A 24545-nucleotide genomic window follows, 5' to 3' on the forward strand; every position below is an offset into this window, starting at 1 on the left:
CGTCCACTCCTTCTCACGCCGAACCTACCGCCTAGCGAACGTTAAGCGATCGTCCCGCTGAACGGTACGTCGGTCTCACTATGCGGACACGCATGGACAACGCCGGGTATCTCCCGGCCACGCACAGCAAGTGCCCAGCGGGGCTTTACACCATACTTACGCCGGCCGACTACTGTAGGTGAAACCGGAATCCGGGCGCCGGTGAAGGAGTCGTGACGATGCTGGTACACCGTGCTGTCCAGCCTGAGCCGCCTGACCTGCTGGTCGGTCCGACCGCCCTGGCGAGCTCACCGGGGCATCGCCCGGCCGGGCGGCTCGTCGCCCGGCACACCGTCACCACCTCCACCGCCGAGTACCAACTGGTGCTGGTCGGCGGTGAGCGGATCGGACGGCGCGCACTGAGCGAAGCCATCGCCGACGCCGTGGCCGAACTGCGCGCCATCGACGTGACCTACAGTCCACTGCGGCCCAACAGTCTGGTCTCGCTGCTGCGCCGGGGCGAGGTGGCGCCGGAGGTCTACCCGCCGCTCGCCGACATCGTGGACCGTTGCACCGCCCTGCGGGTCGCGACACACGGCTGGTTCGACCCGTGGGCCGTCCCTGGTGGATTCGATCCGGCCGGAATGATCAAGGGTTGGGCGATCGAGCGGGCCGCGAGCCGGTTACGCGCCGCCGGGATCTGCGACTACGCCGTGATCAGCGGCGGCGACCTGACCGTACACGGACACGCGCCACACGGCGGGCCCTGGCGGATCGCCCTGCAACCAGCGCCGGCCGCCGACCAACCCGCGAGCGCGCCGGTACTGGTCACCATGGTGGACGGTGCCATCGGCACCTGCGGGCTCACCGCGCGGCGCGGGCCCGTGATCGATCCGCACGCCGGCTCGGTCGTCGACCGGTCGGCAGCCGCGATGGTGATCGGAGCCGATCTCGCCATCGCGGACGGGTACGCCACCGCGCTGTTCGCCGCTGGCACGCAGGGCAGGCACTGGTTTCCGACCGCAGACGGCTACCACGTGCTCGACCTGGCCTGCACAAGCTGAGCCCACGGGCAGCTCGTCGACGTGGGTGCGGGCCCGACGCGGTCAGCTCCCGCGGCCTCGGCAAAGGACCACGGGAGCTGACCGGCGACGCGTGCGCCAGGCTCGCGCACCGGGGGCGCTGTCGCCAGCGAGCGCAGCAGGACCGAACGTCACCCGAAGACGTCGGCCACCGGAACAACTCCTGGGCGACTGCATCGCCACGCTATCGATTCCGCGCGACAGGACGCAAGGTTTTGAGATTCTTCGTGCCGGCCCGGCCACGGTCGCGCCGGAGGCGGACCGCCACCGGGCTGGAATGATCAGCTGCAGTGATGGCACCCTATCCGGCGTGACATTTGATCTAGTCGTATGGGCGTTGGACGACAAGTCCACGTCGGCGGACGTACACGCGGCACATGAACTGTGCCGCCAGGGTGAGCACGCCGACGGCGACACCGACCGCCGGATAGCGGCCTTCTACTCCGCGCTGACCGCCCACTATCCAGACCGTCCCGCCGTGTCGGGCAACGCCGACTGCCCCTGGGCAAAGGTCCCACTGCACGCGGCTACCGACCATATCGAGATGAATCTGCACCACACCTGCGACGACGAGGTGCTGCTCGCGATCGAACGGCTGGCTCAGGAACACGACCTTGTCCTGCTCGATCCGCAGGACGGCTCGGTCTACCCGCCGGCGCAACGCATGTCGGCCCGGTGAACGGACGGCGGTTCGGGGAGCTGCCCCCCCGAACCGCCGCGCAGACCCACCAGCCGGGATCGGTCTCCCGCGCCGGGCCCGGACCCGCTCAGTCTTCGCGCAGGTCGACAGCGCTCGCGGCGGTCGCGCCGATCGAGCTCGCGGCCGTTCCGAGCGACTCCGCGCCGACCGCCGAGTCGACCGTGAGCGTCATCAGTGCCTCGCCGCCGGCCTCGCGCCGGGCGACCTGCATGGCCGCGATGTTCACCCCGGCCTCGCCGAGGATCGATCCGATCGTGCCGACCACGCCAGGACGGTCGGTGTAGCGGAAGAAGAGCAGAATGCCCTCGGCGGTCAGTTCCAGATCGAAACCGTCGACCTCGGTCAGCCGGATCAGGTCACGACCGGCGCTCGACACGACGGTGCCGGAGACACTGACCGTACGGCCGTCCGGCAGCACCCCGCGCAGCGTCACCAGATTGGGCTGCTCGGCGGTGTCCGGGTGGGCGACCAGCTCGACCTCGACGCCACGGTCGGCGGCCAGGTGCGGGGCGTTGACGTAGGTGACCTGCTCCTCGACCACCGAGGAGAACAGGCCCTTGGTGGCGGCCAGCTTCAACACCGACACCTCGTTGCTGACCACCTCGCCGCGTACCTCGACGGTGACGCTCGCCGCGACCACCCCGGCCACCGCGGTGAAGACCTTGCCGAGCTTCTCGGCCAACGGCAGCAGCGGGCGGACGTCCTCGGCGACCACCCCGCCGGCCTGCACGTTGACCGCGTCGGGGACGAATTCGCCCTGCAACGCCAGCTTGACGCTGCGGGCCACCGCCAGGCCGGCCTTGTCCTGCGCCTCGGCCGTCGACGCGCCCAGGTGCGGAGTGGCCACCACGTTGTCGAAGGCGAACAGCGGCGAGGAGGTGCACGGCTCCTTGGCGTACACGTCGACGCCGGCCCCGCCGACCCGCCCCTCGGCGAGGGCGTCCGCGAGCGCCTGCTCGTCGACCAGGCCACCCCGGGCGGCGTTGACGATCCGCACCCCGGGCTTGACGACGGCCAGTTCCTTCTCCCCGATCAGCCCCAGAGTCTCGGGTGTCTTCGGCAGGTGGATCGAGATGAAGTCACTTTCCCGCAGCAGTTCCTCCAGCCCCACCAGCCGAACGCCGAGTTGCGCGGCACGGGCCGGCTGGATGTACGGGTCGTACGCGATGAGCCGGGTGCCGAACGCGGCGATCCGCTGGGCGAACAGCACCCCGATCCGGCCGAGACCGACCACGCCGACCGTCTTGCCCTGAATCTCGACACCGGTGTACTTGGAACGCTTCCACTCGCCCGCCTTCAGCGCGGCGCTGGCGCTGGCCGTGTTGCGGGCCACCGCCAGCAGCAGGGCGATGGCCTGCTCGGCGGCGGAGACGATGTTCGAGGTGGGCGCGTTGACCACCATGACACCGCGGGCGGTGGCAGCGGGCACCTCGACGTTGTCCAGCCCGACCCCGGCGCGGGCGACCACCTTCAGGCGCCCGGCGGCGGCCAGCGCTTCGGCGTCGATCTGGGTGGCGCTACGCACGATCACCGCGTGGGCGTCGGCCAACGCGGCGAGCAGGGCCGGACGGTCGGTACCGTCGACGTGGCGGACGTCGAAATCGTGGGCGAGCACGTCGATGGCGGCGGGCGCGAGTTCTTCAGCGATCAGTACGACAGGATTCATTGGTCCTCATGGTCGTCCGGGACGGGTATCTGCGGCGGTGGGGCGCCGCTTCGCGCCCTACGCTCCCCCGGCCCCGGGTGTCGCGTCGGCGCGGAGGCGGCCTACCCGCGATCGTAGGCGCAGCCGTGGACGGCATGGCTCGGAGCCCGGGGTGAGGGCCCTCACAAATCAGACCTAACACCCGACCGGGCGCACCGGTGCCGGTCGGGTCATCGCCACAGGCATCGCCGTGTCGGCCGGGTGCCGGCCGACACGGCGACCACGATCAGGTGCTCGCCGCCGGGCCGACCGGCTGCCGGGCCATCGAGCCCCGCTCGATCGTCCCGTCGCCGATCTGGCGGAAGGTGCCGGCTTCCGTCTCCAACGTGTCGTAGAGCAGGTCGAAGGCGAGTGACCCGACCGGCGGATAGATCCGCTCGCGGGGCGGCTCGACTCCCGGCGGCAGCGCTCCCTGCGCGACCATGAACTCCAGGATCGCCTCACGGACCGCGGGCAGGCAGACCGGCGAGTGGTAGAGCACGTTCAGCGCCTGCATCCGCATGCCCTGTACGTGTTCCTCGCCCTTGTTGTCGTGGAAATGCGGGTTACGGGTCTCCACCTGCAGGACCGGCACCGAGCTTGCCAGCACCTCGGGGCAGTCGGTGTCCAGGATGCCACCGAAGCGCTCGAACAGATCGACGTACTCGTACGGCTCGACGGCGAAGCCACCGGCCAACCGCAGGCGCAGCCCGAGGTCGAGGCTGAGGGCGTGCTCGCCGGCATTACCGGTGGCGATGACCTCGGTGCCGAATCCGGAATACTCGGCGATCAGCCGGTTGAGGAAGCCGTTGGTGATCTCCGAGCTGCGACCCCGGCGGCTGAAGAACAGCCGGCCGTCGCGCAGCTTGGGTTTGGAGTGCCAGGAGATCCGGACCATCGAGTACGGGCTGTCGGCCAGGTGCAGCCCGGCGGCGTAGACCTTGCAGTACTCGTGCACCGCGCCGGGCACGTAGTTGTCGGCGTCGACGTAGCCGAGGTACTTGCGGCCGGTGAGCGCGGCCACGGCCATCCCGACCAGCATGGCTTCGCCCTTGCCGGCGCGGACCAACCCGGACTCGTCGATGAGTTCCGGCATGCCGGCAGCCTTCATGGCGGCGGCGAGTCCCGGATCTCGCTGGTGCACGGTTATCGCCGGACGGTCGGCGTATCGGCAGAACTGCTCGACTGTCTGCGCTTCGATCTCGTAACGGTCCACCGGCTGCCGTCCGCTGTTGGAGACGAGCACGATCAGGCAGTCATGCGGTATGCCGGAGAGCACTCCTTCGATCACCCTGCGTGTCTCGTTCATGCAGGGGATCACGACTACCAGGTCACGCTCGATCTCCCGGATGGCCTCCTGCGAGACGAGTCCACGGCCGCGGTCTCCGGTGACATCCCCCGAGTCCAGCTCGATGACACGCTGAAGCTCATGGATGCGAACGGCACCGAAGCGCTCCGAGCGGTGCGATTGCTCCAGACGCATGCGGGGCACATTACCCGAGGCAGCCATTAACTACCTGTAACCGTAGGTCAATAATCGGCGTCAGAAACCTCTCGCCCGAAATCGACGTCAGGCCGCAATCTCCCGGTAACGAAAGCCTTCCGGAGTTAGCCACAGAGCCCGCCACCAACTACGTATAGTGACGGGCCCCTCCGGTCGGATCAGGCCGTCTCGGTGATCGGCCGATCGACCCAGCTCATCATGCCGCGCAGCTTGCGACCGGTCTCCTCGATCGGGTGCGCCGCGCCCTCGGCCCGCCACTTGGCGAAGTTCGGCCGACCCGCGTCGTCCTCGGCGATCCACTCGCGGGCGAACTCACCGGACTGCACCTCGGCGAGGATCTTGCGCATCTCCTCCTTGACGCGGGCGTCCACCACCCGCGGGCCCCGGGAGTAGTCGCCGTACTCGGCGGTGTCCGACACGCTGTAGCGCATCCGGGCGATGCCACCCTCGTACATCAGGTCGACGATCAGCTTCAGCTCGTGCAGGCACTCGAAATACGCGATCTCCGGTGCGTAGCCGGCCTCGGTGAGCACCTCGAACCCGGTCTGCACCAGGGCCGCCGCACCCCCGCAGAGCACCGCCTGCTCGCCGAAGAGATCCGTCTCGGTCTCCTCGGTGAAAGTGGTCTTGATCACGCCGGCGCGGGTGCCGCCGATCGCCTTGGCGTACGCCAGCGCCAGGTCGAAGGCGCTGCCGGTGGCGTCCTGCTCGACCGCGACCAGACAGGGCACGCCCTTGCCGTCGACGTACTGGCGGCGTACCAGGTGTCCCGGGCCCTTCGGCGCCACCATCGCCACGTCGACGTCGGCCGGCGGGGTGATGAAGCCGTACCGGATGTTCAGCCCGTGGCCGAACAACAGCGCCTTGCCGGCCGTCAGGTGGGGCGCGATCGCCTCGGCGTAGAGCGAGCGCTGGGCGGTGTCCGGCGCCAGCACCATGATCACATCGACCTCGGCCGACGCTTCGGCCGGAGTCAGCACCCGCAGCCCTTGCTCCTGCGCCTTGACCCGGCTCTTGGATCCCTGCGGCAGGCCGATCACGACGTCGACGCCGGAATCGCGCAGAGACAGCGCATGGGCGTGGCCCTGGCTGCCGTACCCCAGCACGGCGACCTTCTTGCCCTGGATGATGCCCAGGTCCGCGTCGTCGTCGTAGAACACCTCAGCGGTCATGACTTCCCTCTCGTGTGCCCGGCCTCCCTGGCCGGCTTGTTTCTCAGGCGGCAGCAGACTGCCGCGGTGCGGATGCTCAGGCGGCGCGCAGAGCCGGCCCGGTGGTGATCGCCCGGGAACCGCGCCCGATGGCGACCAGCCCGGACTGCACCATCTCCTTGATCCCGAACGGTTCGAGATCGCGCAGCAGCGCGTCCAGCTTGTCGGACGTGCCGGTGGCCTCGACGGTGAGGGTGTCCGGTGCGACATCCACCACCCGGGCCCGGAACAGGTTGACCGTCTCCAGCACCTGTGATCGCATCGCCCGGTCGGCCCGGACCTTGACCAGCAGCAGTTGGCGGGCGACCGAGACGCCCGGATCGAGTTCCACGATCTTCAGTACGTTGATCAGCTTGTTGAGCTGCTTTGTCACCTGCTCCAGGGGTGAGGAGTCGGCGTCGACGACGATGGTGATCCGGGAGACCTCCGGATTCTCCGTCTCCCCGACCGCCAGCGAGTCGATGTTGAATCCGCGCCGGGAGAACAGGCCGGACACCCGGGCCAGCACCCCGGGCTTGTTCTCCACCAGCACGGAGAGCGTGTGCTTGGTCATCTGTCCCTCATCATCGGATCACAACCCAGATCCTGCGGCTTTCCGCAGGTCACAGGTCGTCGTCGTCGAAGTTCGGCCGGACGTCCCGGGCGAACATGATTTCATCGTTGCTGGTGCCGGCGGCGACCATGGGCCAGACCATGGCGTCCTTGCCGACCACGAAGTCGACCACGACCGGCACGTCGTCGATCTCCATCGCGGCGGCGATGGTCTTGTCCACGTCGGCGGCGTTCTCGCAACGCAGACCGACGCAGCCGAGTGCCTCGGCCAGCTTGACGAAGTCCGGAATCCGGTGCTTGTGGGTGCCCAGCTCGGTGTTGGAGTAGCGCTCCCCGTAGAACAGGGTCTGCCACTGCCGGACCATCCCCAGGTTGCCGTTGTTGATCACGGCGATCTTCACCGGGATGCCTTCCAACGCGCAGGTGGCCAGCTCCTGGTTGGTCATCTGGAAGCAGCCGTCTCCGTCGACCGCCCAGACCACCGTGTCCGGCTTGCCGACCTTGGCGCCCATCGCCGCCGGCACCGCGTACCCCATGGTGCCCAGGCCACCGGAGTTGAGCCAGGTGTTCGGGTTCTCGTACGAGATGAACTGGGACGCCCACATCTGGTGCTGGCCGACGCCGGCCACGTAGATCGCCTCGGGGCCGGCCAGCTTGCCCAGCCGCTCGATCACGTACTGCGGCGACAGGGTGCCGTCATCCGGCTCGTCGTAGCCGAGCGGATAACGCCGGCGCAGGTCGTCCAGCTGCGACCACCAGTCGGTGCGGTCGCCGGCACCGGCACCACCGCGCAGCGCCGCCGGGCGAGCGGCACTCCCGGCACCGGTCGCCGCGCGGCCGGCCGGGGCGCCCCGCTCCACCGCCTGGTACGCCTCGATCAGTTCGTCGATGACGTGCCCGGCGTCGCCGACGATCGGCACGTCGGCGACGCGGTTCTTGCCGATTTCCGCCGGATCGATGTCGGCGTGCACCACGGCCGCCTGCGGGGCGAACGAGTCCAACTTGCCGGTGACCCGGTCGTCGAACCGGGCACCGAGCGCCACCAGGAGATCCGCCTTCTGCAGCGCGTACACGGCCGCGACGGTGCCGTGCATGCCGGGCATGCCCAGGTGCTGCGGGTGCGAGTCGGGGAAGGCGCCACGGGCCATCAGGGTGGTGACCACCGGGATGCCGGTCAGCTCGGCGAGCCGGCGCAGTCCGTCGGTGGCCCGGGCCTTGAGCACCCCGCCGCCGACGTAGAGCACCGGCCGGCGGGCGGCGGCCATCAACCGGGCCGCCTCGCGGATCTGCTTGCCGTGCGGATGCAGGGTGGGTCGGTAACCGGGCAGGTCCAGCGTCGGCGGCCAGGCGAAGGTGGTCGGCGCCTGCAGCACGTCCTTGGGGATGTCGACCAGCACCGGCCCGGGTCGGCCGGTCGCGGCCAGGTGGAACGCCTCGGCCAGTACCCGCGGGATCTCCTCGCCCGACTGCACCAGGTAGTTGTGCTTGGTGATCGGCAGGGTGATGCCCTGGATGTCGGCCTCCTGGAAGGCGTCCGTGCCGATCGACGGGCGGGCCACCTGACCGGTGATGGCCACGATCGGCACCGAGTCCATGTACGCGTCGGCGATCGGGGTGACCAGGTTGGTCGCGCCGGGCCCGGAGGTCGCCATGCAGACCCCGACCCGCCCGGTGGCCTGGGCGTACCCGGTCGCCGCGTGCCCCGCCCCCTGCTCGTGCCGGACCAGGATGTGCCGCACCGTCGAGTCGTACAGCGGGTCGTAGGCCGGCAGGATCGCCCCGCCGGGGATGCCGAACACGACATCGACGCCGAGCGCCTCCAAGGACCGGACCAGGCAGCCCGCGCCGGAGACCGCTACCGGCGGTGCCGGCGGCGCGGTCGCGACATTGGCGAGGGTGGCCGGGGTCGGGGTGGGCCCCGCGGCCGACTGGACGCGGTGGGCGAGGGTCTCGGGCGTGGGTCTCGTCATGACGGTTCAGGCCTTCAGCTCGGTGGTCTCGTGACATGGTCGGTGGCGCGTGGGTCGCGGGCCGTTGTCCAGCGGCGGGTCGACCTCGGTGGGGTGAATCGGCCCCGGCCGGCCGGAAATCAACGGATCTTGACAATAAAAACGGCCCTCGTGCAGATGCACGGGGCCAGCGCACTCTCGGCGTGAGAGTGCGCTCAGGTAAGTACTCGAGACGACCTAGTCAGCGACATGGGGCTAAGCCTGACGCATCTCACGCGATGAGTCAACTCATCCCAGATTCTGGGCGGGCGATACCCGCTGCGCAGGTGGTGCCTGCTGCGCAGGTGACGGTGGCCGGCCGCCGTCCGCCGTCCGACGCGCTCCCGGGGAGGTGGCCGCCTCCAGCATCGCCTCCAGGTGCTCGGCCGGCACCGCCCAGCCGAACAGCGCGCCCTGACCGAACCGGCAGCCGGCCTCCACCACCACCGCCAGCTCCGCCTGGTTGGTCACTCCTTCCGCGATGACCTCCAGGCCCAGTTGGTGGCCGAGCCGCATCACGACGTCGACCATCGGGGCGAACGCCCGCCGCCCGGACGGCGCCGGGCGCGGCGGGCGCGGCGGCTCCTGCTCCGCGACCAGGCTATGGTCGATCTTGAGAATGTCGATCGGCAGGTTGCGCAACTGCCCGAGCGAGGAATAGCCGGCACCGAAGTCGTCGAGCGCGATCCGTACCCCCGTGGCGCGTAACGCCGTCAACCGGCGGATCAGCTCCGCCAGATCACGGGCGACCGCATGCTCGGTCACTTCCAGTACCAACCGTTGTGGCGGCACTCGGTAGCGCCGCAGTGCCTGGCTGACCTGGCCGACGTACTCCGGCGCGTGCAACTCGTACGGGGAAACGTTGACCGACACCCAGACGTCGTGGCCGTCGACCAGCCAGCGGGACAGCTGCCGGCAGGCCTCGTCGAGCACCCAGGCACCCAGCCGGCTGATCATGCCGCATTCCTCGGCCAGCGGAATGAACTCGTCCGGCGGCACCTTGCCCAGCTCGGGGTGGTGCCAGCGCAGCAGCGCCTCGGCGCCGACCGGGCGCACCGACGGCACCGCCGCCACCGGCTGGAAGGCCAGTCGCAGCTCACCGCGGTCGATCGCGCCACGCATCTCGTGCTCCAGCAGGATCCGCCGCCGCTGGGCCTGGTCGTACGAAACGTCGTACAGCTCGACCCGGTTCTTGCCCCGTTGCTTCGCCGAGCGCAGTGCCAGGTCCGCGTTACGCAGCAGTGTCGCCACGTCCGGCGCGGTGCCGCAACAGGCCATGCCGATGCTGGCCGACACGTAGATGGGGCTCTCGTCGTGCGGGTACGGCTCGTTGAGCACGGCGAGCAGGCGCGCCGCCGCCCGCTTGGCCTCGTCCGGATCGGTCAACGGCAGCAGTACCGCGAACTCGTCGCCACCGAGCCGGGCGGCCGTGCCGCCGACCGCGCAACCCGTCTGGCCGGTGGCGAGTCCGGCGGCCAGGCGGCGCCCCACCTCGACCAGCACCGAGTCGCCCACGTCGTGGCCCCGCATGTCGTTGACGGTCTTGAAGCCGTCGAGGTCCAGGGCGAGCAGCACGCCGGGACGTCGCGCCACGACGTAGTCGTAGATCTCCCGCAGCAGCGCTCGGCGATTGGCCAGGCCGGTCAGTGGGTCGGTGTGTGCCAGGTTGCGAAAGTGCGACTCACTGGCGGCCAGTTGCTCGGCGTACCGGCGGACGTCGAGCAGAGCGACGTACTGGCGGGCGACCAGAACGAAGCCCTGCAGGCTGGCGACCGCGACCGCGAGAACGGTGAACTGCCCGCCGCGCGTCTGGTGATACAGGCCCGCCGCGGCCATCGTCACCACCGGCAGGAACGCGTACCCGGTGCCCTTGGTGAGCAGGTCGAGACCTGCCTCGTCGGACTCGCCGGCCCGCCGACCGCCGTATCCGGTCAACGCCAGTCCGACCGGCAACACGGCGGCACCGGCCAGCGCCAGCCCGGGACCGGCCTGGCAGATACCGCTGGCGGTGCCGATCCCGCTGAGCCCGATCAGCACCGCGCCGGTGCCGCTGATCACCAGCCCGCGTCGGCGGCCGGTGCCCCGCAACGCGGTCACCACCGCCACCCCGGTGATCACGGCGATGGTGCCGGTGCTGGGCACGATCGCCGGGCAGCGGGCGGTGGCGGCCATGATGCCGGCGCCGGAGAACCACGCCGGCGGGGCGACCAGCACCCAGCCGGTGAACCACAGGGCGGTGCCGACCGCCAGGCAGTCCAGCAGGTAGCGGGGGGTAGGTCCGGGACGCCCGGCGGTGCCCGGCAGCCGTAGCAGCCCCCAGGCGAGCGACAGCCCGCTGAGGGTGTGCCCGACCGAGACCACCGAGGCGAGCAGGACTCGCTGCTCCAGATGCCGCTCCCAGGTGCCGGCCAGCGCCGCGACCCCGACCAGCGCGACAACCGTGCTGCCGGCGGCCAGCCCGGCACCGACCGCGATCAGCCGGCGGGCGTGGCCGCGTACTCCGCCGGTGCGCCGCGCGCCGACGAACAGCCATCCCGTGCCGAGCACCGCCACCAGCCCGATCGCCAGCGCGAGAGCCTGCATGCCCGGAGGGAGGTGCACGGGACAACTCTGCCGGATCGCGCGTGCGCTGTGGTGCCGGGGTGGCATCCGGTCCAGGTAACATCCCGACAAGTGAAACGCGCCACGGCTCACGGCGCGCCGGCGGCAACCCCGGTGTAACACTTGCCAAATGCCTGAGCTGCGGTCGAAGACCTCCACGCACGGTCGGACGATGGCCGGTGCCCGGGCCCTGTGGCGGGCCACCGGGATGACCGACGACGACTTCGGCAAGCCGATCGTGGCCATCGCCAACAGTTTCACCCAGTTCGTACCGGGACACGTACATCTGAAGGACCTCGGCGGGCTGGTCGCCGACGCCGTCGCCGACGCTGGCGGGGTCGGGCGTGAGTTCAACACCATCGCGGTCGACGACGGCATCGCGATGGGCCACGGCGGCATGCTGTACTCGCTGCCCAGCCGGGAGCTGATCGCCGACGCGGTCGAGTACATGGTCAACGCGCACTGCGCCGACGCGCTGGTCTGCATCTCGAACTGCGACAAGATCACGCCGGGGATGCTGCTCGCCGCGCTGCGGCTGAACATCCCGACCGTCTTCGTCTCCGGCGGGCCGATGGAGGCCGGAAAGACGGTCGCGATCGAGGGGATCGTGCATGCCAAGCTCGACCTGATCGACGCGATGATCGCCGCGTCGAACGAGGCGGTCACCGACGACCAGCTCGGCACCATCGAACGCTCCGCCTGCCCGACCTGCGGCTCCTGCTCCGGCATGTTCACCGCCAACTCGATGAACTGTCTGACCGAGGCGATCGGGCTGGCTCTGCCGGGCAACGGGTCGGTGCTGGCCACCCACGCCGCCCGCAGGTCACTGTTCGTCGAGGCCGGCCGGACCGCCGTGGAGATCGCCAAGCGGTGGTACGACGGTGACGACGCCTCGGTACTGCCCCGCTCGATCGCCGACCGGGCGGCGTTCGAGAACGCGGTCGCCCTCGACGTGGCGATGGGTGGCTCCACCAACACCGTGCTGCACCTGCTGGCCGCCGCCCGCGAGGCCGAGCTCGACTTCGGCGTGGCCGAGATCGACGCCATCTCCCGCCGGGTACCCTGCCTGGCCAAGGTCGCCCCGAACACCCCGAAATACCACATGGAGGACGTGCACCGGGCCGGCGGCATCCCGGCGATCCTCGGTGAGCTGGACCGGGCCGGCGCGCTGCGCCGCGACGTGCACGCGGTGCACTCGCCGTCGCTGACCCGGTGGCTGGCCGACTGGGACGTCCGGGGCGGGGCGGCGACCGACGAGGCGGTCGAGCTGTTCCACGCCGCACCGGGCGGGGTGCGCACCACCGAGCCGTTCTCCACCACCAACCGGTGGTCCAGCCTGGACACCGACGCGGCACAGGGCTGCATCCGCGACGTCGCGCACGCCTACTCCGCCGACGGCGGCCTGGCCATCCTGCACGGGAACCTGGCGCCCCAGGGCGCGGTGGTGAAGACCGCCGGGGTTCCCGAGGAGTGCCTGACCTTCCGCGGTCCGGTCAAGGTGTACGAGTCGCAGGAGGACACGGTGTCGGCGATCCTCGCCGGCGAGGTGGTCGCCGGGGACGTCGTCGTGGTCCGGTACGAGGGACCTCGGGGCGGGCCGGGCATGCAGGAGATGCTCTACCCGACCTCGTTCCTCAAGGGTCGGGGGCTCGGCCGGGCGTGTGCGCTGATCACCGACGGGCGGTTCTCCGGCGGCACGTCCGGATTGTCCATCGGACACGCCTCCCCCGAGGCCGCGTCCGGCGGCACGATCGCCCTGGTCGAGACGGGCGACGAGATCGTCATCGACATCCCGGCCCGCCGCCTGGAACTCAACGTGGCCGAGGAGACGTTGCAGGCCCGGCGGATCGCCCAGGAGAAGCGGGACCGCCCGTACACCCCGGTGGACCGGGACCGGCCGGTGTCGGCGGCGCTGCGGGCGTACGCGTCGATGGCGACCTCGGCCAGCGACGGCGCCTACCGCCGGGTCCCGGAGTGAGCGGCCACCGCCGGCGGCGGTAGGTACACCCGATAGCCCGGGGTGTCCACGGTGACCGGTTCGGCACCCGGGTAGAGCTCGGCGAGCCGGCGCCGGACCAGCAGGTGCGCGGGTGAGGCGATCGGCAGCACCCAGGCCGGATGCGGGGCGGCCGCCACCGCCTGCCGGTACGGCGGGTAGCGGTCCTGCCCCGGGCTCAGGTCGCCTTCGTCGATCACCGCGCAGACGATCTCCTCGTGGGTGGCGAAGGTGATGTTGTTGCACGTCCAGTACTCGCTGTAGACATGGCGCACGCCGAGTTGCCGGAGCTGGTCGATCATCGCCTGCCGATCGGCGGCCCATGACCGGTAGACCGGTACGGCGGTGGTGGCCTGCACCGTGGCCACGGCCATCGACAGCGCGGCGGCCACCAGCACCGGCGCCGCGGCCGATCCCCATCCCGACCGCCAGCCGACCCGTGCGGACCGGCGGACCGCCACCCACAGCGGCCACAGCAACGCCGGCAGGGAGATCGTGAGGGTGGCGAGGTAGCGGGCGCTTTCCTGCGGAGTGTTGCCGGCGGCGTCGCTGCGCACGTACAGCAGGACCGTCGACGCGGCCGCCAGCAGCAGCGCCAGGCGGGTCGCCTGGGCTGGTAGCCTCCCTGCTCGGGCGGCCGTCGCCCCGGTGCCGGCCTGGCGTAATCCCCGGACCGCAGCCACGACCGCGACCACCAGCAGGATCAGGAACACCGCCGCCCACCATGACTGCCAGCCCGCGCAGTGGCCCGGGGCGCAGAACCCCATCCCCATCGGTACGCCGAGCACCACCCCGCCGTACCACCGCTGCCCCCAGGACGCCGGCTCGCCGCCACCGCTGAGCGCGAGCAGCGTCAGGACCGTGCCGGCCGGGTTCATCTCCGGGTACCCGCCGCCAGCGATCAACTGGTTTTTCAACACCCGGTCGAACCGACCGCGAGCAACCCGACGACCAGCACCGGGAACCAGCGGCTTGGAAACAGGCACGCCGTCAGGCCCATGATCGCTTCGTCGCTGTTGGTCGGCGGGGCGCCCAGCAGGACCACCGCCAGCCGGAACGCCGTGCCGGCCACGATCAGACCGATCACGATCAAGTTGATCATGATCGTCGATTCCTGTCCGCGGGCTCTCCGCCACCACGCGACAACCCTCCGCAGATGGTCCCACCCGTCCGGCCGGTGCCACAAAACCGCAGATCAATCATCAGAAATCGAACTGGTGTGCGATGATGGTCCGGTGGCGAACGACGCCAGCATCCTGCACGCCGACCTGGACGCGTTCTACGCCTCGGTCGAGCAGCGAGACGATTCCGGGCTGCGTGGCCGGCCGGTGATCGTCGGCGGCGGTGTCGTGCTGGCCGCCAGCTACGAGGCCAAGGCGCGCGGGGTGCGCACCGCGATGCCCGGCCGGCAGGCCCGGCGGCTCTGCCCGGAGGCGGTGGTGGTGCCGCCCCGGATGGCGGCCTACTCCGCCGCCAGTCGGGCCGTGTTCGAGGTGTTCCGGCAGACCACCCCGTTGGTCGAGCCGCTCTCCATCGACGAGGCGTTTCTGGACGTCGGCGGACTGCGGCGGCTCGCCGGGGAGCCGGCCGCGATCGCCACCCGGCTGCGTGCCGAGGTACGCGAGCAGGTCGGGCTGCCGATCACCGTCGGCGTGGCCCGGACCAAGTTCCTCGCCAAGGTGGCCAGCGGCGTGGCCAAGCCGGACGGACTGCTGGTCGTCGCGCCCGACCAGGAGTTGGCCTTCCTGCATCCGCTGCCGGTCGAACGGCTCTGGGGGGTCGGCCCGGTGACCGCCGGCAAACTACGGGAGCGCGGCATCACCACCGTCGGCCGGGTGGCCCGACTCGGCGAGGCCGCCCTGGTCACGATGCTCGGCGCGGCGGCCGGCCAGCACCTGCACGCACTGGCGCACAACCAGGACCCGCGCCGGGTCCAGGTGGGGCGACGCCGAGGCTCGATCGGCTCGCAGCAGGCACTGGGCCGGGCGGCCCGGGGCAGCGTCGAGGTCGACGCGATCCTCGCCGGCCTGGTGGATCGGATCGGCCGCCGGATGCGCACCGCCGGTCGGACCGGGCGTACGGTGACTCTGCGGTTACGCTTCGGCGACTTCAGCCGGGCCACCCGCGCGCACACCCTGCCCCGGGCGACCGCTCAGACGTCGATCATCCTGGACACCGCCCGCGACCTGCTGGCCGCCGCCGCACCGATGATGGCTGAACGGGGACTGACTCTGGTCGGCGTCTCGGTCGGCAACCTCGACGGCGGGCAGGCCGTCCAGTTGGTGTTGCCGCTGGACGGCGCCGAGCCGGCGGCGGCACCGGCGGCGCTGGCCACGACGACCCCGCCGCCGGTCAGCCGGCAGGACAGCCTGGACGCGGCACTGGACGCGGTGCGGGACCGGTTCGGGTCGCGCGCGGTCAACCGGGCGGTGCTGCTCGGCCGTGATCTCGGGCCGGCCGTTCCGCTGCTGCCCGACTAGCGTTACGGGCATGCGTGCCCGCGCCCCGCTCGCCCTCGCCGCTGCGCAACCACCGTGCGTCGCGCACGACGTAACGGCGAACGCACCTGCCCATGCCGAAGCCGTCCACTCCGCCGGGGCCCAGGTGGTGCTGTTTCCGGAGATGTCGCTGACCGGCTACGAGTTCGACGCGGCACCGGTTCACCCGACCGACCCCGGCTCGCCCCGATCGTGGCCGCCTGCGCGGCCCGTGACGCGCTCGCACTGGTCGGCGCGCCGGTGACCGGCGACGATGGGCACCGGCACATCGGCGTCCTGGCGATCGACGGCCACGGGGTGCGGGTGGCGTACCGCAAGATGTGGCTCGGTGGTGCCGAGTCGACGCACTTCAGCCCCGGCCCGGCCCCGGCCGTCATCGAGATCGCCGGCTGGCGGCTCGGCCTGGCCGTCTGCAAGGACACCGGGGTGGCCCGGCACGCCGCCGACACGGCCGCGCTCGGCATCGACGCCTACCTGGCCGGCGCGCTGGACGCCCCGCACGAGTCGACTATCCAGGTGCAGCGGGCCCAGCGGATCACCGCCGAGCACCGTGTCTGGGTGGCGATCGCCAGCTTCGCCGGCGGCACCGGCGGGGGCTACGGCCAGGCCGCCGGCCGGTCCCGGATCTGGGCGCCGGACGGACGGCTGGTCGCCGAGGCCGGCGCCGAGCCGGGCAGCATCGCCCGCGCCGTCCTGACCGGTCGACCCGGCTCGGCCACACCGCCACCCGTCGACGGATCAGCGGACCAGCGCCGCTAGTGCGTCGGCGCCGGCTCCGGCCACAGCTCGACCGCACCGGCCGCCGCCTGCCGGATCAGGTCGGCCGCGATCTCCACCCGGCTGTGCGAGATCTCCTGCGCCGGCCAGGCACACTCGATGGACAGCTGCCCCTGCGGCGGCAGCGGCCACACCCAGAACTCCGCCTCGTGCCGCCACTGATCGGTGCTCGCCACCAGTGGCACCAGGACCGGGCCGTCCGGCTGGCCGGCGTCGGTCGGGGCCCGACGCAGGTTGGTCGCGCGGGCACCATTGGCGAACCGGACCGCCACCTCCAACCCGCCCACCCCGTCGACCGGAGTACGCGGCCGGGGCGCCACCGCGGTCCCGTCCGGTGACCGGACCGCCCCTGCCGCCGGCTCCGGCTGCGCCGGCTCCCGCAGGATCGCGCAGATCTCGAACTCGAACCCGGTCGGGTACGCCAGCAGGCTGGTCAAAATCACCGCGGCCCGGTCGCTACGGGCCAGCAGCAACTGCCCGGCGACCACCTGGCCGAGCACCGCCGACGGCCGGCGTGGTCCGGCCGGTCCCTCGGCACCGACCGGCCCTTCGGCACCGGCCCGTGGCGCATCGACATCGTCCATCGGCCAACCATGCCATGGATGCTCGCCGGCCGAGGGCACCGCCACCGGAGCGGCCCAGCAGATCCGCCACAATGGCGGGTACGGAGCCGTCCACCCGGTGGTCTACTGCTGCACCGGATCGCCACCAACCGGGTCGACGGCCAGATACCGGACCGGCCAGGTCGACGGCCAGGCACCGTCGATGGTCGCCGGGGCACCGTGCGGACCCGGTCAGCGGATTCGCTGACTGAGGATCTGGCCGGGCCACGGCCCATCAGGCAGATCGAGGGTGAACGGCTCGGCGGCGGTGAATCCGGCCCGCTCGTAGTAGCGGACCAACGCCCGGTCGCCGCCGGCGTAGCAGTCCACCCGCAGCAGGGTGGCGCCACGGTCGGCCGCGATCGACCGGGCACGTCGCAGCAGTGCCTGCCCAACGCCACGGCCGGCCCACTCGCGGTCGGTGACGAGCAGGTTGACGTAGAGTTCGGGTTCGTTGACCGGTGGGGCGTACGACCGGGCGGCGCCGACGGCGAGCGCGCCGACCACCCGCTCGCCGCTGTCGCAGGCCAGCACCAGCCCGCCCGCCTTCGCCCAGCCCGTGACCATGGCCTGCCGGCGCGGGTTCGTCGACTGGCGCTCGGTGCCCCACTGACCGGTCCGGCCGCGTGCGGCGAGCCAGCGCACGGCGCCGTCGAGCAGGGCGAGTACGGCAGGGACATCAGCTTCTGTGCCAGCCCGGTGGTAAACGTGCCCTGGTTCCTGATCTGCCTGACTCCCACCGCCGGTCCCCTGCATGACGGCCATCCTGCCGGTTGATCGACTTGCCGTCGACCGGTCAGAAGACCGGTCACTACCACCTGCCCGGCCGACCGGTGCCGATCTGGAAGGATTAGGCAGGCCGCTACCACGTGTACGAGGCTGTCACGCCGCCACACGCAACGCTATTCGGCTCGAACGTTGTCGATGTGGACGGTGCCCGGGTTGACGTAGACGTAGAACTCGCGTACGTCGGCGAGCGCCTCGGCGTCACAGGACATCTCGGTCAGCAGGTCGATCTCGACGGTGCCGGTGTAGTCCTGGTTCAGCCAGGTGAACGTCGACTGGCACCAGGTGTAGCTGGGCCCGGTCTGTACGGCGATCGCCGCGTTGGTGCCGACCGCCGGGTCGGTCCGCAGGTCGTACTTGAGCGTCACCCGGCCGGACAGGTCGACCGGCTCGGCGAACGACGCGCCGAACCAGCCGCCGCCGGTGGCGTCGACCCGCAGCCCATACGCCCCGTCGGTGGCGAACGCGTCGGACCGCGCGACGCTGCCGTTGCCCGGCTCCCAGGACGGCGGTCCCCAGCCGTCGACGCCTTCTTCGAAGGAGAACAGCACCTGGACGCCGGCCGGGTCGGGCCTCACCGTCACCACCAGGTCTGCGACGTTCGACGTACGCCAGGCATGGTCGCGCACCGTGTAGTGCGCCGTCACCCGCCCAGCGAAGCCGCCCGCCGGGACGAAGGTCACCGAGCCGTCGGCGGCGAGCGCGAAGCTTCCGCCGGTGACCTCGACGCCGCGCTGCTGACCGGCAGCGGCCGGATCGAGGTCGATCGTGGACGCGCGGACGGCGCCACGCCAGGCGATGTCGTTCGCGGTCGGCGTCAGCGTAGCGCTCTGGCCGAACTCGACGGTGGCCGTGTCGTTGTCGGCGACCGGCGGCCAGGAGCGGCGATCCCCCCGCACCGTCGCGCCCGCGTTCGACAGGGTGGTGCAGACCGGGCTGGGGCAGTAGACAGTGAAACCGTCGTAGTCCGGGTAGAGGCTGCCGTCGTCCTGCACGCCGGAGAGGATCCAGTAGAGGAATCCGGCGGTGTCGCCGGCGATCGCCGTGTCGGTCCAGTCACGGTAGACGACGTTGCGGGTCGATTTGTCGTGAATGCCGAACTCGCCGAACATCACCGGCTTGCGGACCTTCTTCGCCTCGTGAGCGTGCCGGGCGATCCACCCGGTGCCCCAGACTGCGTCCTTGCCCCAGTGGTCCGGGTAGAGGTGGTAGGAGATCACGTCGACGGCGGGCAGCATGCTCAACGCGACGCTGTCCACCCCTTCGCCGCAGTTGGTGGTCCAGTCGGCGCTGGCCGGATCGTCGCAGAAGAAGCCCTCGTCGCCGACGCTGGCCAACTGCCGGGGTGCGATCGACTTGACGTACCGGGTCATCTCGTCGGCCCAGGCGGTGAGCGTGTCGGTGGTGCAGTCCGGCGACGTCGGATACACCCCGGATCCCTTGCACCGTGGCTCGTTGCCCAGCTCCCAGGTCATCACCGTCGGGTCGTCTCGGTATTTCACCCCGGTGATGGTGTTGGTGCGGTTGAGCACGTGGGAGATCCAGTCCTTGTACCAGCCGCGGATCACCGGATCGGTGTAGAACTCGTCGTGGTACTGCCCGCCGCGCCAGCGTACGTACTGGTCCATGCCGCCGAAGTCGCGCCAGTTGTTGGTCAGCGGGATGACCAGTTTGATGCCGGCGTCGCGGGCTGTGGCGAGGACGTAGTCGAGGCGCGCCAGGCCGTCCGGCCCGTCGTGGTACGCCGGCCGGTCGCCGTCGAAGTACTGGAAGTAGACCCCGTCGGCGGGGCCGGCGACCGAGTCGGAGCCGTCGGCGTTGCCGATGTCGAGGAATCCCCAGGTACGCAGCACGGTGAACCCGGCCGCCTTCGCGTCGGCGAAGACGTCGTCGACCATCGTCGGTGACTTGTACATCAGGTAGTAGTTGTTGCTGCCGGCGAACCGGAACGTCCGGCCGTCGAGCTTGAGGTCGTCGCCGTGCCGGGTGACGAATCCGTTCGACGGCTGGCCGGGCTGGCCAGGGTGCGTCAGCGGTGCGGCCTGGGCGGGCCCGGCGGCGATGCCGATGATCAGTCCGGCCAGTGCGAGCAGCAGGCCTGCGGGGCGTGGGCGCATTCGGGTCTCCTTGACCGTGCAGCGGTGGAGGTCACTGACGCGCGGCCGCGTCCAGGGCGAGCGCGGCGGCGCCCAGCAGCCCGGCGTCGTTTCCGAGGCTGCTGGTGTGGATCCGGACCCGACGGACGAACTCCAGCCCGGTCAGCTCCGCGACGGCCCGGCGCAGCGGAGCGAACAGCACGTCACCGGCGGCGGCGACCCCGCCGCCGATGACGACGTCGTCGAGGTCGATCAGCGCGGTCGCGGAGACGACCGCTGCGGCCAGGGCGGTGGCGGCGCGCTCGAACGCGGCGACCGCGATCGGTACGCCGGCCCGGGCGTCCTCGGCGAGGGTACGGGCGTCGCCCGGCCGCTCGCCGGAGGACCAGCCCTGCCCGGTGGCCCAACGGACCATGGCCGGGCCGCTGGCGATCGCCTCGACGCAGCCCCGCCCGCCGCACGGGCAGGACGGCCCGGCCACGTCCACCACGATGTGGCCGATGTGGCCGGCGTTGCCGCTGCCGCCGGGGTACACCCGGCCGTCGATGACCAGGCCGCCGCCGACACCGGTGGAGACCACCATGCCGAGCAGGGCCCGCCCGGGGTAGCCGCCGCGCCAGTGCTCGCCCAGTGCCATGCAGTGCCCGTCGCCGGCGAGCACCGCAGGCCGGTCGGGAAGCAACGGCCGAAGCGAGTCGAGGATGCCGAAGTCCCGCCAGGCGGTGATGTTCACCGGGCTGATGGTTCCGTTGGCCGGGTCGAGCGGGCCGGCGGAGCCGACACCCAACCCGATCAGGTCGGCGGTGTCCCGCCCCGCGATGACCTGGCGGACCACCCGGTGCAGGGCGGCGGTGACCGGCGCCGGGTCCGGCCCGGCCGGGGTGGGCACCGCGCCCCGTACGGCGATGGTGCCGTCCGGTTCGACGACGGCGGCGGCCAGTTTGGTGCCGCCGACGTCGACCGCGAGGACGGGACCGGCTCTCACGAATCGCCGCTGGCGATGTCGTTGACGCACCGCAGCACCGGACGGCTGGTCAGCGCCGCCGGGTCGAGGCGTGCCGGATCGAGCCCGGCACCGCCGGTGACGGTGAACGTCGTCGACTCGCCGGGCAGCAGGGTGACCAGTGCCCGGTCGACCTCGGCGGCCGGGTCGAGCCGGTCGGGGAACAGCGTCAGGTCGCGCAGGACGGTCCGGGCGGTGACGGTGACCTGCAGCCCGCCGCCGGCCGCAGCGATCGTCGCCTCGTAGTCGGCGACCGGGTAGTCGATCTCCCGGTCCTCGGCAAAGAACCACCAGGCCCGCTGACCGGCCGCACCGGCCACACCGTCCGCGTCACCGGCCCCGGCTGCCTCGGCGAGCAGCAGCTCACCGCGTACGTCGTCGCTGCCGGCGAGTTCGGCGGGCAGCGCCACGGTGGCCGCCGAGTGGGCCGGCACGGCCAGCTCGAAGGTCGTCCTGGCACGCGGCGCACCGGTCAGGGTGAGCCGGCTGACCTGAACCGGAGCCTGCCAGCTGGCTCCGGTGTCGTTGACCGCGACCAGGGCGAGCCCGTTGCCGCGCGGCTGGATGGTGAGCAGCCGGTCGGCGTACGCGGCGCGCAGGGCGTACCACAGGGGTTTGCGCCGCCCGTCGCCGTCGATGGCCGCCCACGAGGTGACCGGCCAGCAGTCGTTGAGCTGCCACAGGATGGTACCCATGCACACGCCCCGGTGGGAACGGAAGTGCTCGACCCCGACGGCGATCGCCCGGGCCTGGTTGACCTGGGTCAGGTAGTGCCAGTCGTCGAAGTCGCGTGGGGTGGGCAGGTGGGCGTCGAGCCCACGGCGCAGCTTGAGATCGCCGTCGATGGCCTTCTGGTGGTGTGCCATCCCGGGCGAGTCGGGGGCCAGCGGCGAATCGCTCAGCGCGCGGCGCAGTGTCGCGTACGCCGGTGGCGCCTGGTAGCCGAACTCGGCGAGGAAGCGCGGCACGTACTGCCGGTACTTGAGGTAGTCGTCGGTGTTCCAGACGTCCCAGATGTGCATGGTGCCGTGCGCCGGCTCGTTGGGGTGCAGGTCGTCGCGGCCGGAGTACGGGCTGCCCGGCCAGTACGGCCGGGTCGGGTCGAGCTCGGCGACGATACCGGGCAGCAGGCGCAGGTAGTAGCCCTCGCCCCAGGTCCGTCCGTCGAGGGTGTCCTGCCAACCCCAGTCGTGCCAGCCCCAGATGTTCTCGTTGTTTCCGGTCCACAGCACCAGGCTGGGGTGCGGGGTGAGCCGGGCCACCTGGTAGCGGGCCTCGGCCGCCACCTCGGCCGCGACCGGTTCCTCCTCCGGATAGGCGGCGCAGGCGAACAGGAAGTCCTGCCCGACCAGCAGCCCCAGCTCGTCGGCGAGGTCGTAGAAGTCTTCCGACTCGTACCGGCCGCCGCCCCAGATCCGCAGGTAGTTGACGCCGGCGTCGACGGCCTGGCGGAACCGCTGGGTGTAGCGGGCCCGGTCGACCCGGGTCGGGAACACGTCGTCGGGAATCCAGTTGACGCCCCTGACGAACACCGGCACCCCGTTGACGACCAGGACGAACGCGCTGCCGTGGGCGTCCGGCGCGGTGTCGACCTCGACGGAGCGGAAACCGATCAGCCGCGACCAGGTGTCGAGCTCGGTGCCGCCGGCACCGCGCAGGGTGACGTCGAGACGGTGGCGGGCCGGGTCGCCGTACCCCCGGGGCCACCACAGCTGGGGGTCGGCGACGGTGAGGGTGACGACGGCGCCGCGCTGCCCGGCCGGGATGACCGTCTCGGCGCGGGCACCGGCCACCGCGGCGGTCACCACCAGCTCCTCGTCGGTCTCCCGGTCGACGTCGACGTGCACCTCGACCCGACCTTCGACACCGCCGGCCGGGTGCCGGGTGACGGTGACCAACGGCCGTACGGTGCTCAGCCGCGCCCCGCCCCAGCTGTGCAGGCCGATCTCCTGCCAGATGCCGGCGGTGACCAGGGTCGGCCCCCAGTCCCAGCCGAAGTTGCAGGCCATCTTGCGGATGAAGTTGAACGGCTCGGGGTAGGCGTTCGGGCGCTCGCCGAGCTGGTCCCGTAGTGCTTCGGCGTAGCGGTACGCCGAATCGAACCGGACCTGAAGGGTGTTGCGCCCGGTGTGCAGCGCGTCGCGGGCGGCGAACCGGTAGCCGCGGTGCATGTTGGCGGTGCGGCCCAGCTCGGCACCGTTGAGGGTGACCGTGGCGACCGTGTCGAGGCCGGCGCAGACCAGGTCGACCCGGGGATCGCCCGGGTCGACCCAGTCGAAGGTGGTCTCGTAGACCCAGTCGGTGCGACCGATCCAGGACAACCTCTTTTCGTTGTCGTCCAGGTAGGGATCGGGGATGAGGCCAGCGGCGAGCAGGTCGGTGTGGACACAGCCGGGTACGGCCGCGGACACGGCCGCCGTGCCGACGGCGGCCGATGCCTCGGCCCCGCCGGCCGGACGTACCGTCCAGCCCTCGTGCAGCGGTCGTACGGAAGTCATGCTGGCACCTCACTGATCTGCGCGATCCCGGTCGGGAACGGTGTGCTGGTGGCGCGACGGGTCACGATGCTCCCCAGGTCATGGGTGTCGGTACGGTTGACTACGAACGTTGTCGGTTCTGCACGACCGCTGTCAGTTCTTCACGGCGCCTTCCATGATTCCCCGGACGATCTGCCGGCCGCCGATGAAGAGCATGACCAGCAGCGGGATGGTCGCCACGAACGCCCCGGCGAGGACCCGCCGGTAGAGCACGTAGTTGCCGCTGGCCAGGTCGGACAGCGCCACCATGGAGGTCGGGTAGTAGGTACCGCCCAGGGTGATCAGCGGCCACTGGAAGTCGTTCCAGGTGGCCACGAAGGTGAGCAGGCCGAGGACGGCCATCGCCGGACGGACCGCCGGCAGCACCACGCTCCAGTAGATCCGCATCGTGGTGGCGCCGTCGATGCGGCCGGCCTCGATCAGCTCGTCCGGCACCGCCTCCAAGATGAACTGTCGCATATAGAAGACACCGAACGCGGTGACCAGGCCGGGCACGATGACCGCGACCAGGGTGCCGTTCCAACCGAGTTCGCCCATCAGGATGTAGAGAGCGACCACGCCGAGCTGGTTGGGCACGGTGAGGGTGAGCACCACGACGACCATCAGCACGTTGCGGCCCTTGAACCGCAGTTTGGCGAAGGCGAAGCCGGCCAGCGAGCAGAAGAACAGCACCGAGAACGTCACGACCGACGAGACGACGAAGCTGTTGCCCAACGACTGGGCGAAGTAGACGTCCGAGAGGCCGAACACCTCCCGCAGGTTGTTGAGCATCTCCCCGCCGGGCAGCAGCTTCGGCGGGATCCTCGCCAGGTCGGCGTCGGTGCCGCTGGCGATGACCACCATCCAGTAGAGCGGGAACGCGGAGAACAGGATGACCAGGCTGAGAAACAGGTAGTTCCAGAAACTGCCGGGGGTGTTGGCCGGCGCCCGGCCCATCAACGCCGGGTTG

General features: G+C 71.1%; 18 protein-coding genes and 1 pseudogene. 5 read left to right on the forward strand and 14 right to left on the reverse strand.

The genetic code is table 11. The annotated features are described in order from the left end of the window. Nucleotides 1–218: 218 nt before the first annotated feature. Nucleotides 219–1043 carry an FAD:protein FMN transferase gene (locus tag ACN27F_RS09025; RefSeq protein ID WP_421432329.1) on the forward strand — a complete coding sequence of 275 codons (825 nt, stop codon included), beginning with the start codon at nt 219–221 and terminating at the stop codon, nt 1041–1043. A 295-nt stretch (nt 1044–1338) separates the two neighbouring features. After that, nucleotides 1339–1740 carry a hypothetical protein gene (locus ACN27F_RS09030; protein ID WP_421432331.1) on the forward strand — a complete coding sequence of 134 codons (402 nt, stop codon included), beginning with the start codon at nt 1339–1341 and terminating at the stop codon, nt 1738–1740. A gap of 88 nt (nt 1741–1828) precedes the next feature. On the opposite strand, the gene serA is transcribed toward ACN27F_RS09030, so the two are convergent. The 6 genes from serA to ACN27F_RS09060 form a co-directional block, all read right to left on the reverse strand. Continuing rightward, a complete protein-coding gene (gene serA / locus ACN27F_RS09035; RefSeq protein ID WP_421432333.1) occupies nt 1829–3427 on the reverse strand; it encodes a phosphoglycerate dehydrogenase in 1599 nt (532 codons plus the stop codon). Between the two features lie 265 nt (nt 3428–3692). Further along, nucleotides 3693–4928 (reverse strand): mannosyl-3-phosphoglycerate synthase, encoded by a 1236-nt coding sequence (gene mpgS / locus ACN27F_RS09040; protein ID WP_421432335.1) that lies wholly within the window; start codon nt 4926–4928, stop codon nt 3693–3695. Nucleotides 4929–5107: 179 nt separating this feature from the next. Next, on the reverse strand, nt 5108–6121 hold the full coding sequence (gene ilvC / locus ACN27F_RS09045; RefSeq protein ID WP_421432337.1) for a ketol-acid reductoisomerase: 1014 nt from the start codon (nt 6119–6121) through the stop codon (nt 5108–5110). A gap of 76 nt (nt 6122–6197) precedes the next feature. Then, complete coding sequence (ilvN, locus tag ACN27F_RS09050) at nt 6198–6713, reverse strand: acetolactate synthase small subunit (protein ID WP_421432340.1); 516 nt, start codon at nt 6711–6713, stop codon at nt 6198–6200. Nucleotides 6714–6762: 49 nt separating this feature from the next. Next, the gene (locus tag ACN27F_RS09055; RefSeq protein WP_421432343.1) at nt 6763–8682 is read right to left on the reverse strand and encodes an acetolactate synthase large subunit; all 1920 of its coding nucleotides are present in this window, start codon (nt 8680–8682) and stop codon (nt 6763–6765) included. Nucleotides 8683–8949: 267 nt separating this feature from the next. Further along, a complete protein-coding gene (locus ACN27F_RS09060; protein WP_421432346.1) occupies nt 8950–11301 on the reverse strand; it encodes a putative bifunctional diguanylate cyclase/phosphodiesterase in 2352 nt (783 codons plus the stop codon). A gap of 130 nt (nt 11302–11431) precedes the next feature. Here ACN27F_RS09060 and ilvD point away from each other — a divergent pair, with 130 nt between their 5' ends. Further along, entirely contained in the window at nt 11432–13279 is a 1848-nt protein-coding gene (gene ilvD, locus ACN27F_RS09065; protein ID WP_421432349.1) for a dihydroxy-acid dehydratase, read from the forward strand. Here the strand turns inward: ilvD and ACN27F_RS09070 are convergent. Both ACN27F_RS09070 and ACN27F_RS09075 read right to left on the reverse strand, forming a co-directional pair. Beyond that, nucleotides 13258–14217, reverse strand: a complete 960-nt coding sequence (locus ACN27F_RS09070) for a hypothetical protein (RefSeq protein WP_421432351.1) — start codon at nt 14215–14217, stop codon at nt 13258–13260. The two genes, ilvD and ACN27F_RS09070, sit on opposite strands and share 22 nt — an antisense overlap. Beyond that, nucleotides 14211–14399: a hypothetical protein gene (locus ACN27F_RS09075; protein WP_421432354.1), complete on the reverse strand. Its 189-nt coding sequence runs from the start codon at nt 14397–14399 to the stop codon at nt 14211–14213. The genes ACN27F_RS09070 and ACN27F_RS09075 overlap by 7 nt, the downstream gene beginning before the upstream one ends. A gap of 133 nt (nt 14400–14532) precedes the next feature. On the opposite strand from ACN27F_RS09075, the gene dinB reads away from it, so the two are divergent. Both dinB and ACN27F_RS09085 read left to right on the forward strand, forming a co-directional pair. Continuing rightward, the gene (gene dinB / locus ACN27F_RS09080; RefSeq protein ID WP_421432356.1) at nt 14533–15777 is read left to right on the forward strand and encodes a DNA polymerase IV; all 1245 of its coding nucleotides are present in this window, start codon (nt 14533–14535) and stop codon (nt 15775–15777) included. Nucleotides 15778–15787: 10 nt separating this feature from the next. Beyond that, nucleotides 15788–16554: pseudogene (locus ACN27F_RS09085) on the forward strand (carbon-nitrogen hydrolase family protein). Here the strand turns inward: ACN27F_RS09085 and ACN27F_RS09090 are convergent. From ACN27F_RS09090 to ACN27F_RS09115, 6 genes are all read right to left on the reverse strand, one after another. Beyond that, nucleotides 16551–17156, reverse strand: coding sequence for a hypothetical protein (locus ACN27F_RS09090; protein ID WP_421432359.1), 606 nt, complete (start codon nt 17154–17156; stop codon nt 16551–16553). The pseudogene ACN27F_RS09085 and the gene ACN27F_RS09090 overlap by 4 nt on opposite strands. 210 nt (nt 17157–17366) lie before the next feature. Next, on the reverse strand, nt 17367–17930 hold the full coding sequence (locus ACN27F_RS09095) for a GNAT family N-acetyltransferase (RefSeq protein ID WP_421432361.1): 564 nt from the start codon (nt 17928–17930) through the stop codon (nt 17367–17369). 146 nt (nt 17931–18076) lie between these two features. Next, nucleotides 18077–20077: a cellulase family glycosylhydrolase gene (locus tag ACN27F_RS09100; protein WP_421432364.1), complete on the reverse strand. Its 2001-nt coding sequence runs from the start codon at nt 20075–20077 to the stop codon at nt 18077–18079. 31 nt (nt 20078–20108) lie between these two features. Continuing rightward, nucleotides 20109–21041 (reverse strand): ROK family protein, encoded by a 933-nt coding sequence (locus tag ACN27F_RS09105; RefSeq protein ID WP_421432367.1) that lies wholly within the window; start codon nt 21039–21041, stop codon nt 20109–20111. Continuing rightward, nucleotides 21038–23557 carry a glycoside hydrolase family 2 protein gene (locus ACN27F_RS09110; protein WP_421432370.1) on the reverse strand — a complete coding sequence of 840 codons (2520 nt, stop codon included), beginning with the start codon at nt 23555–23557 and terminating at the stop codon, nt 21038–21040. Before ACN27F_RS09110 ends, ACN27F_RS09105 begins: the two co-directional genes overlap by 4 nt. 132 nt (nt 23558–23689) lie before the next feature. Beyond that, on the reverse strand, nt 23690–24532 hold the full coding sequence (locus ACN27F_RS09115; protein ID WP_421440074.1) for a carbohydrate ABC transporter permease: 843 nt from the start codon (nt 24530–24532) through the stop codon (nt 23690–23692). Between the last annotated feature and the right edge of the window lie 13 nt (nt 24533–24545).

The sequence above is a fragment of the Solwaraspora sp. WMMB335 genome (assembly GCF_049179075.1).
Classification (GTDB): Bacteria; Actinomycetota; Actinomycetes; order Mycobacteriales; family Micromonosporaceae; genus Micromonospora_E.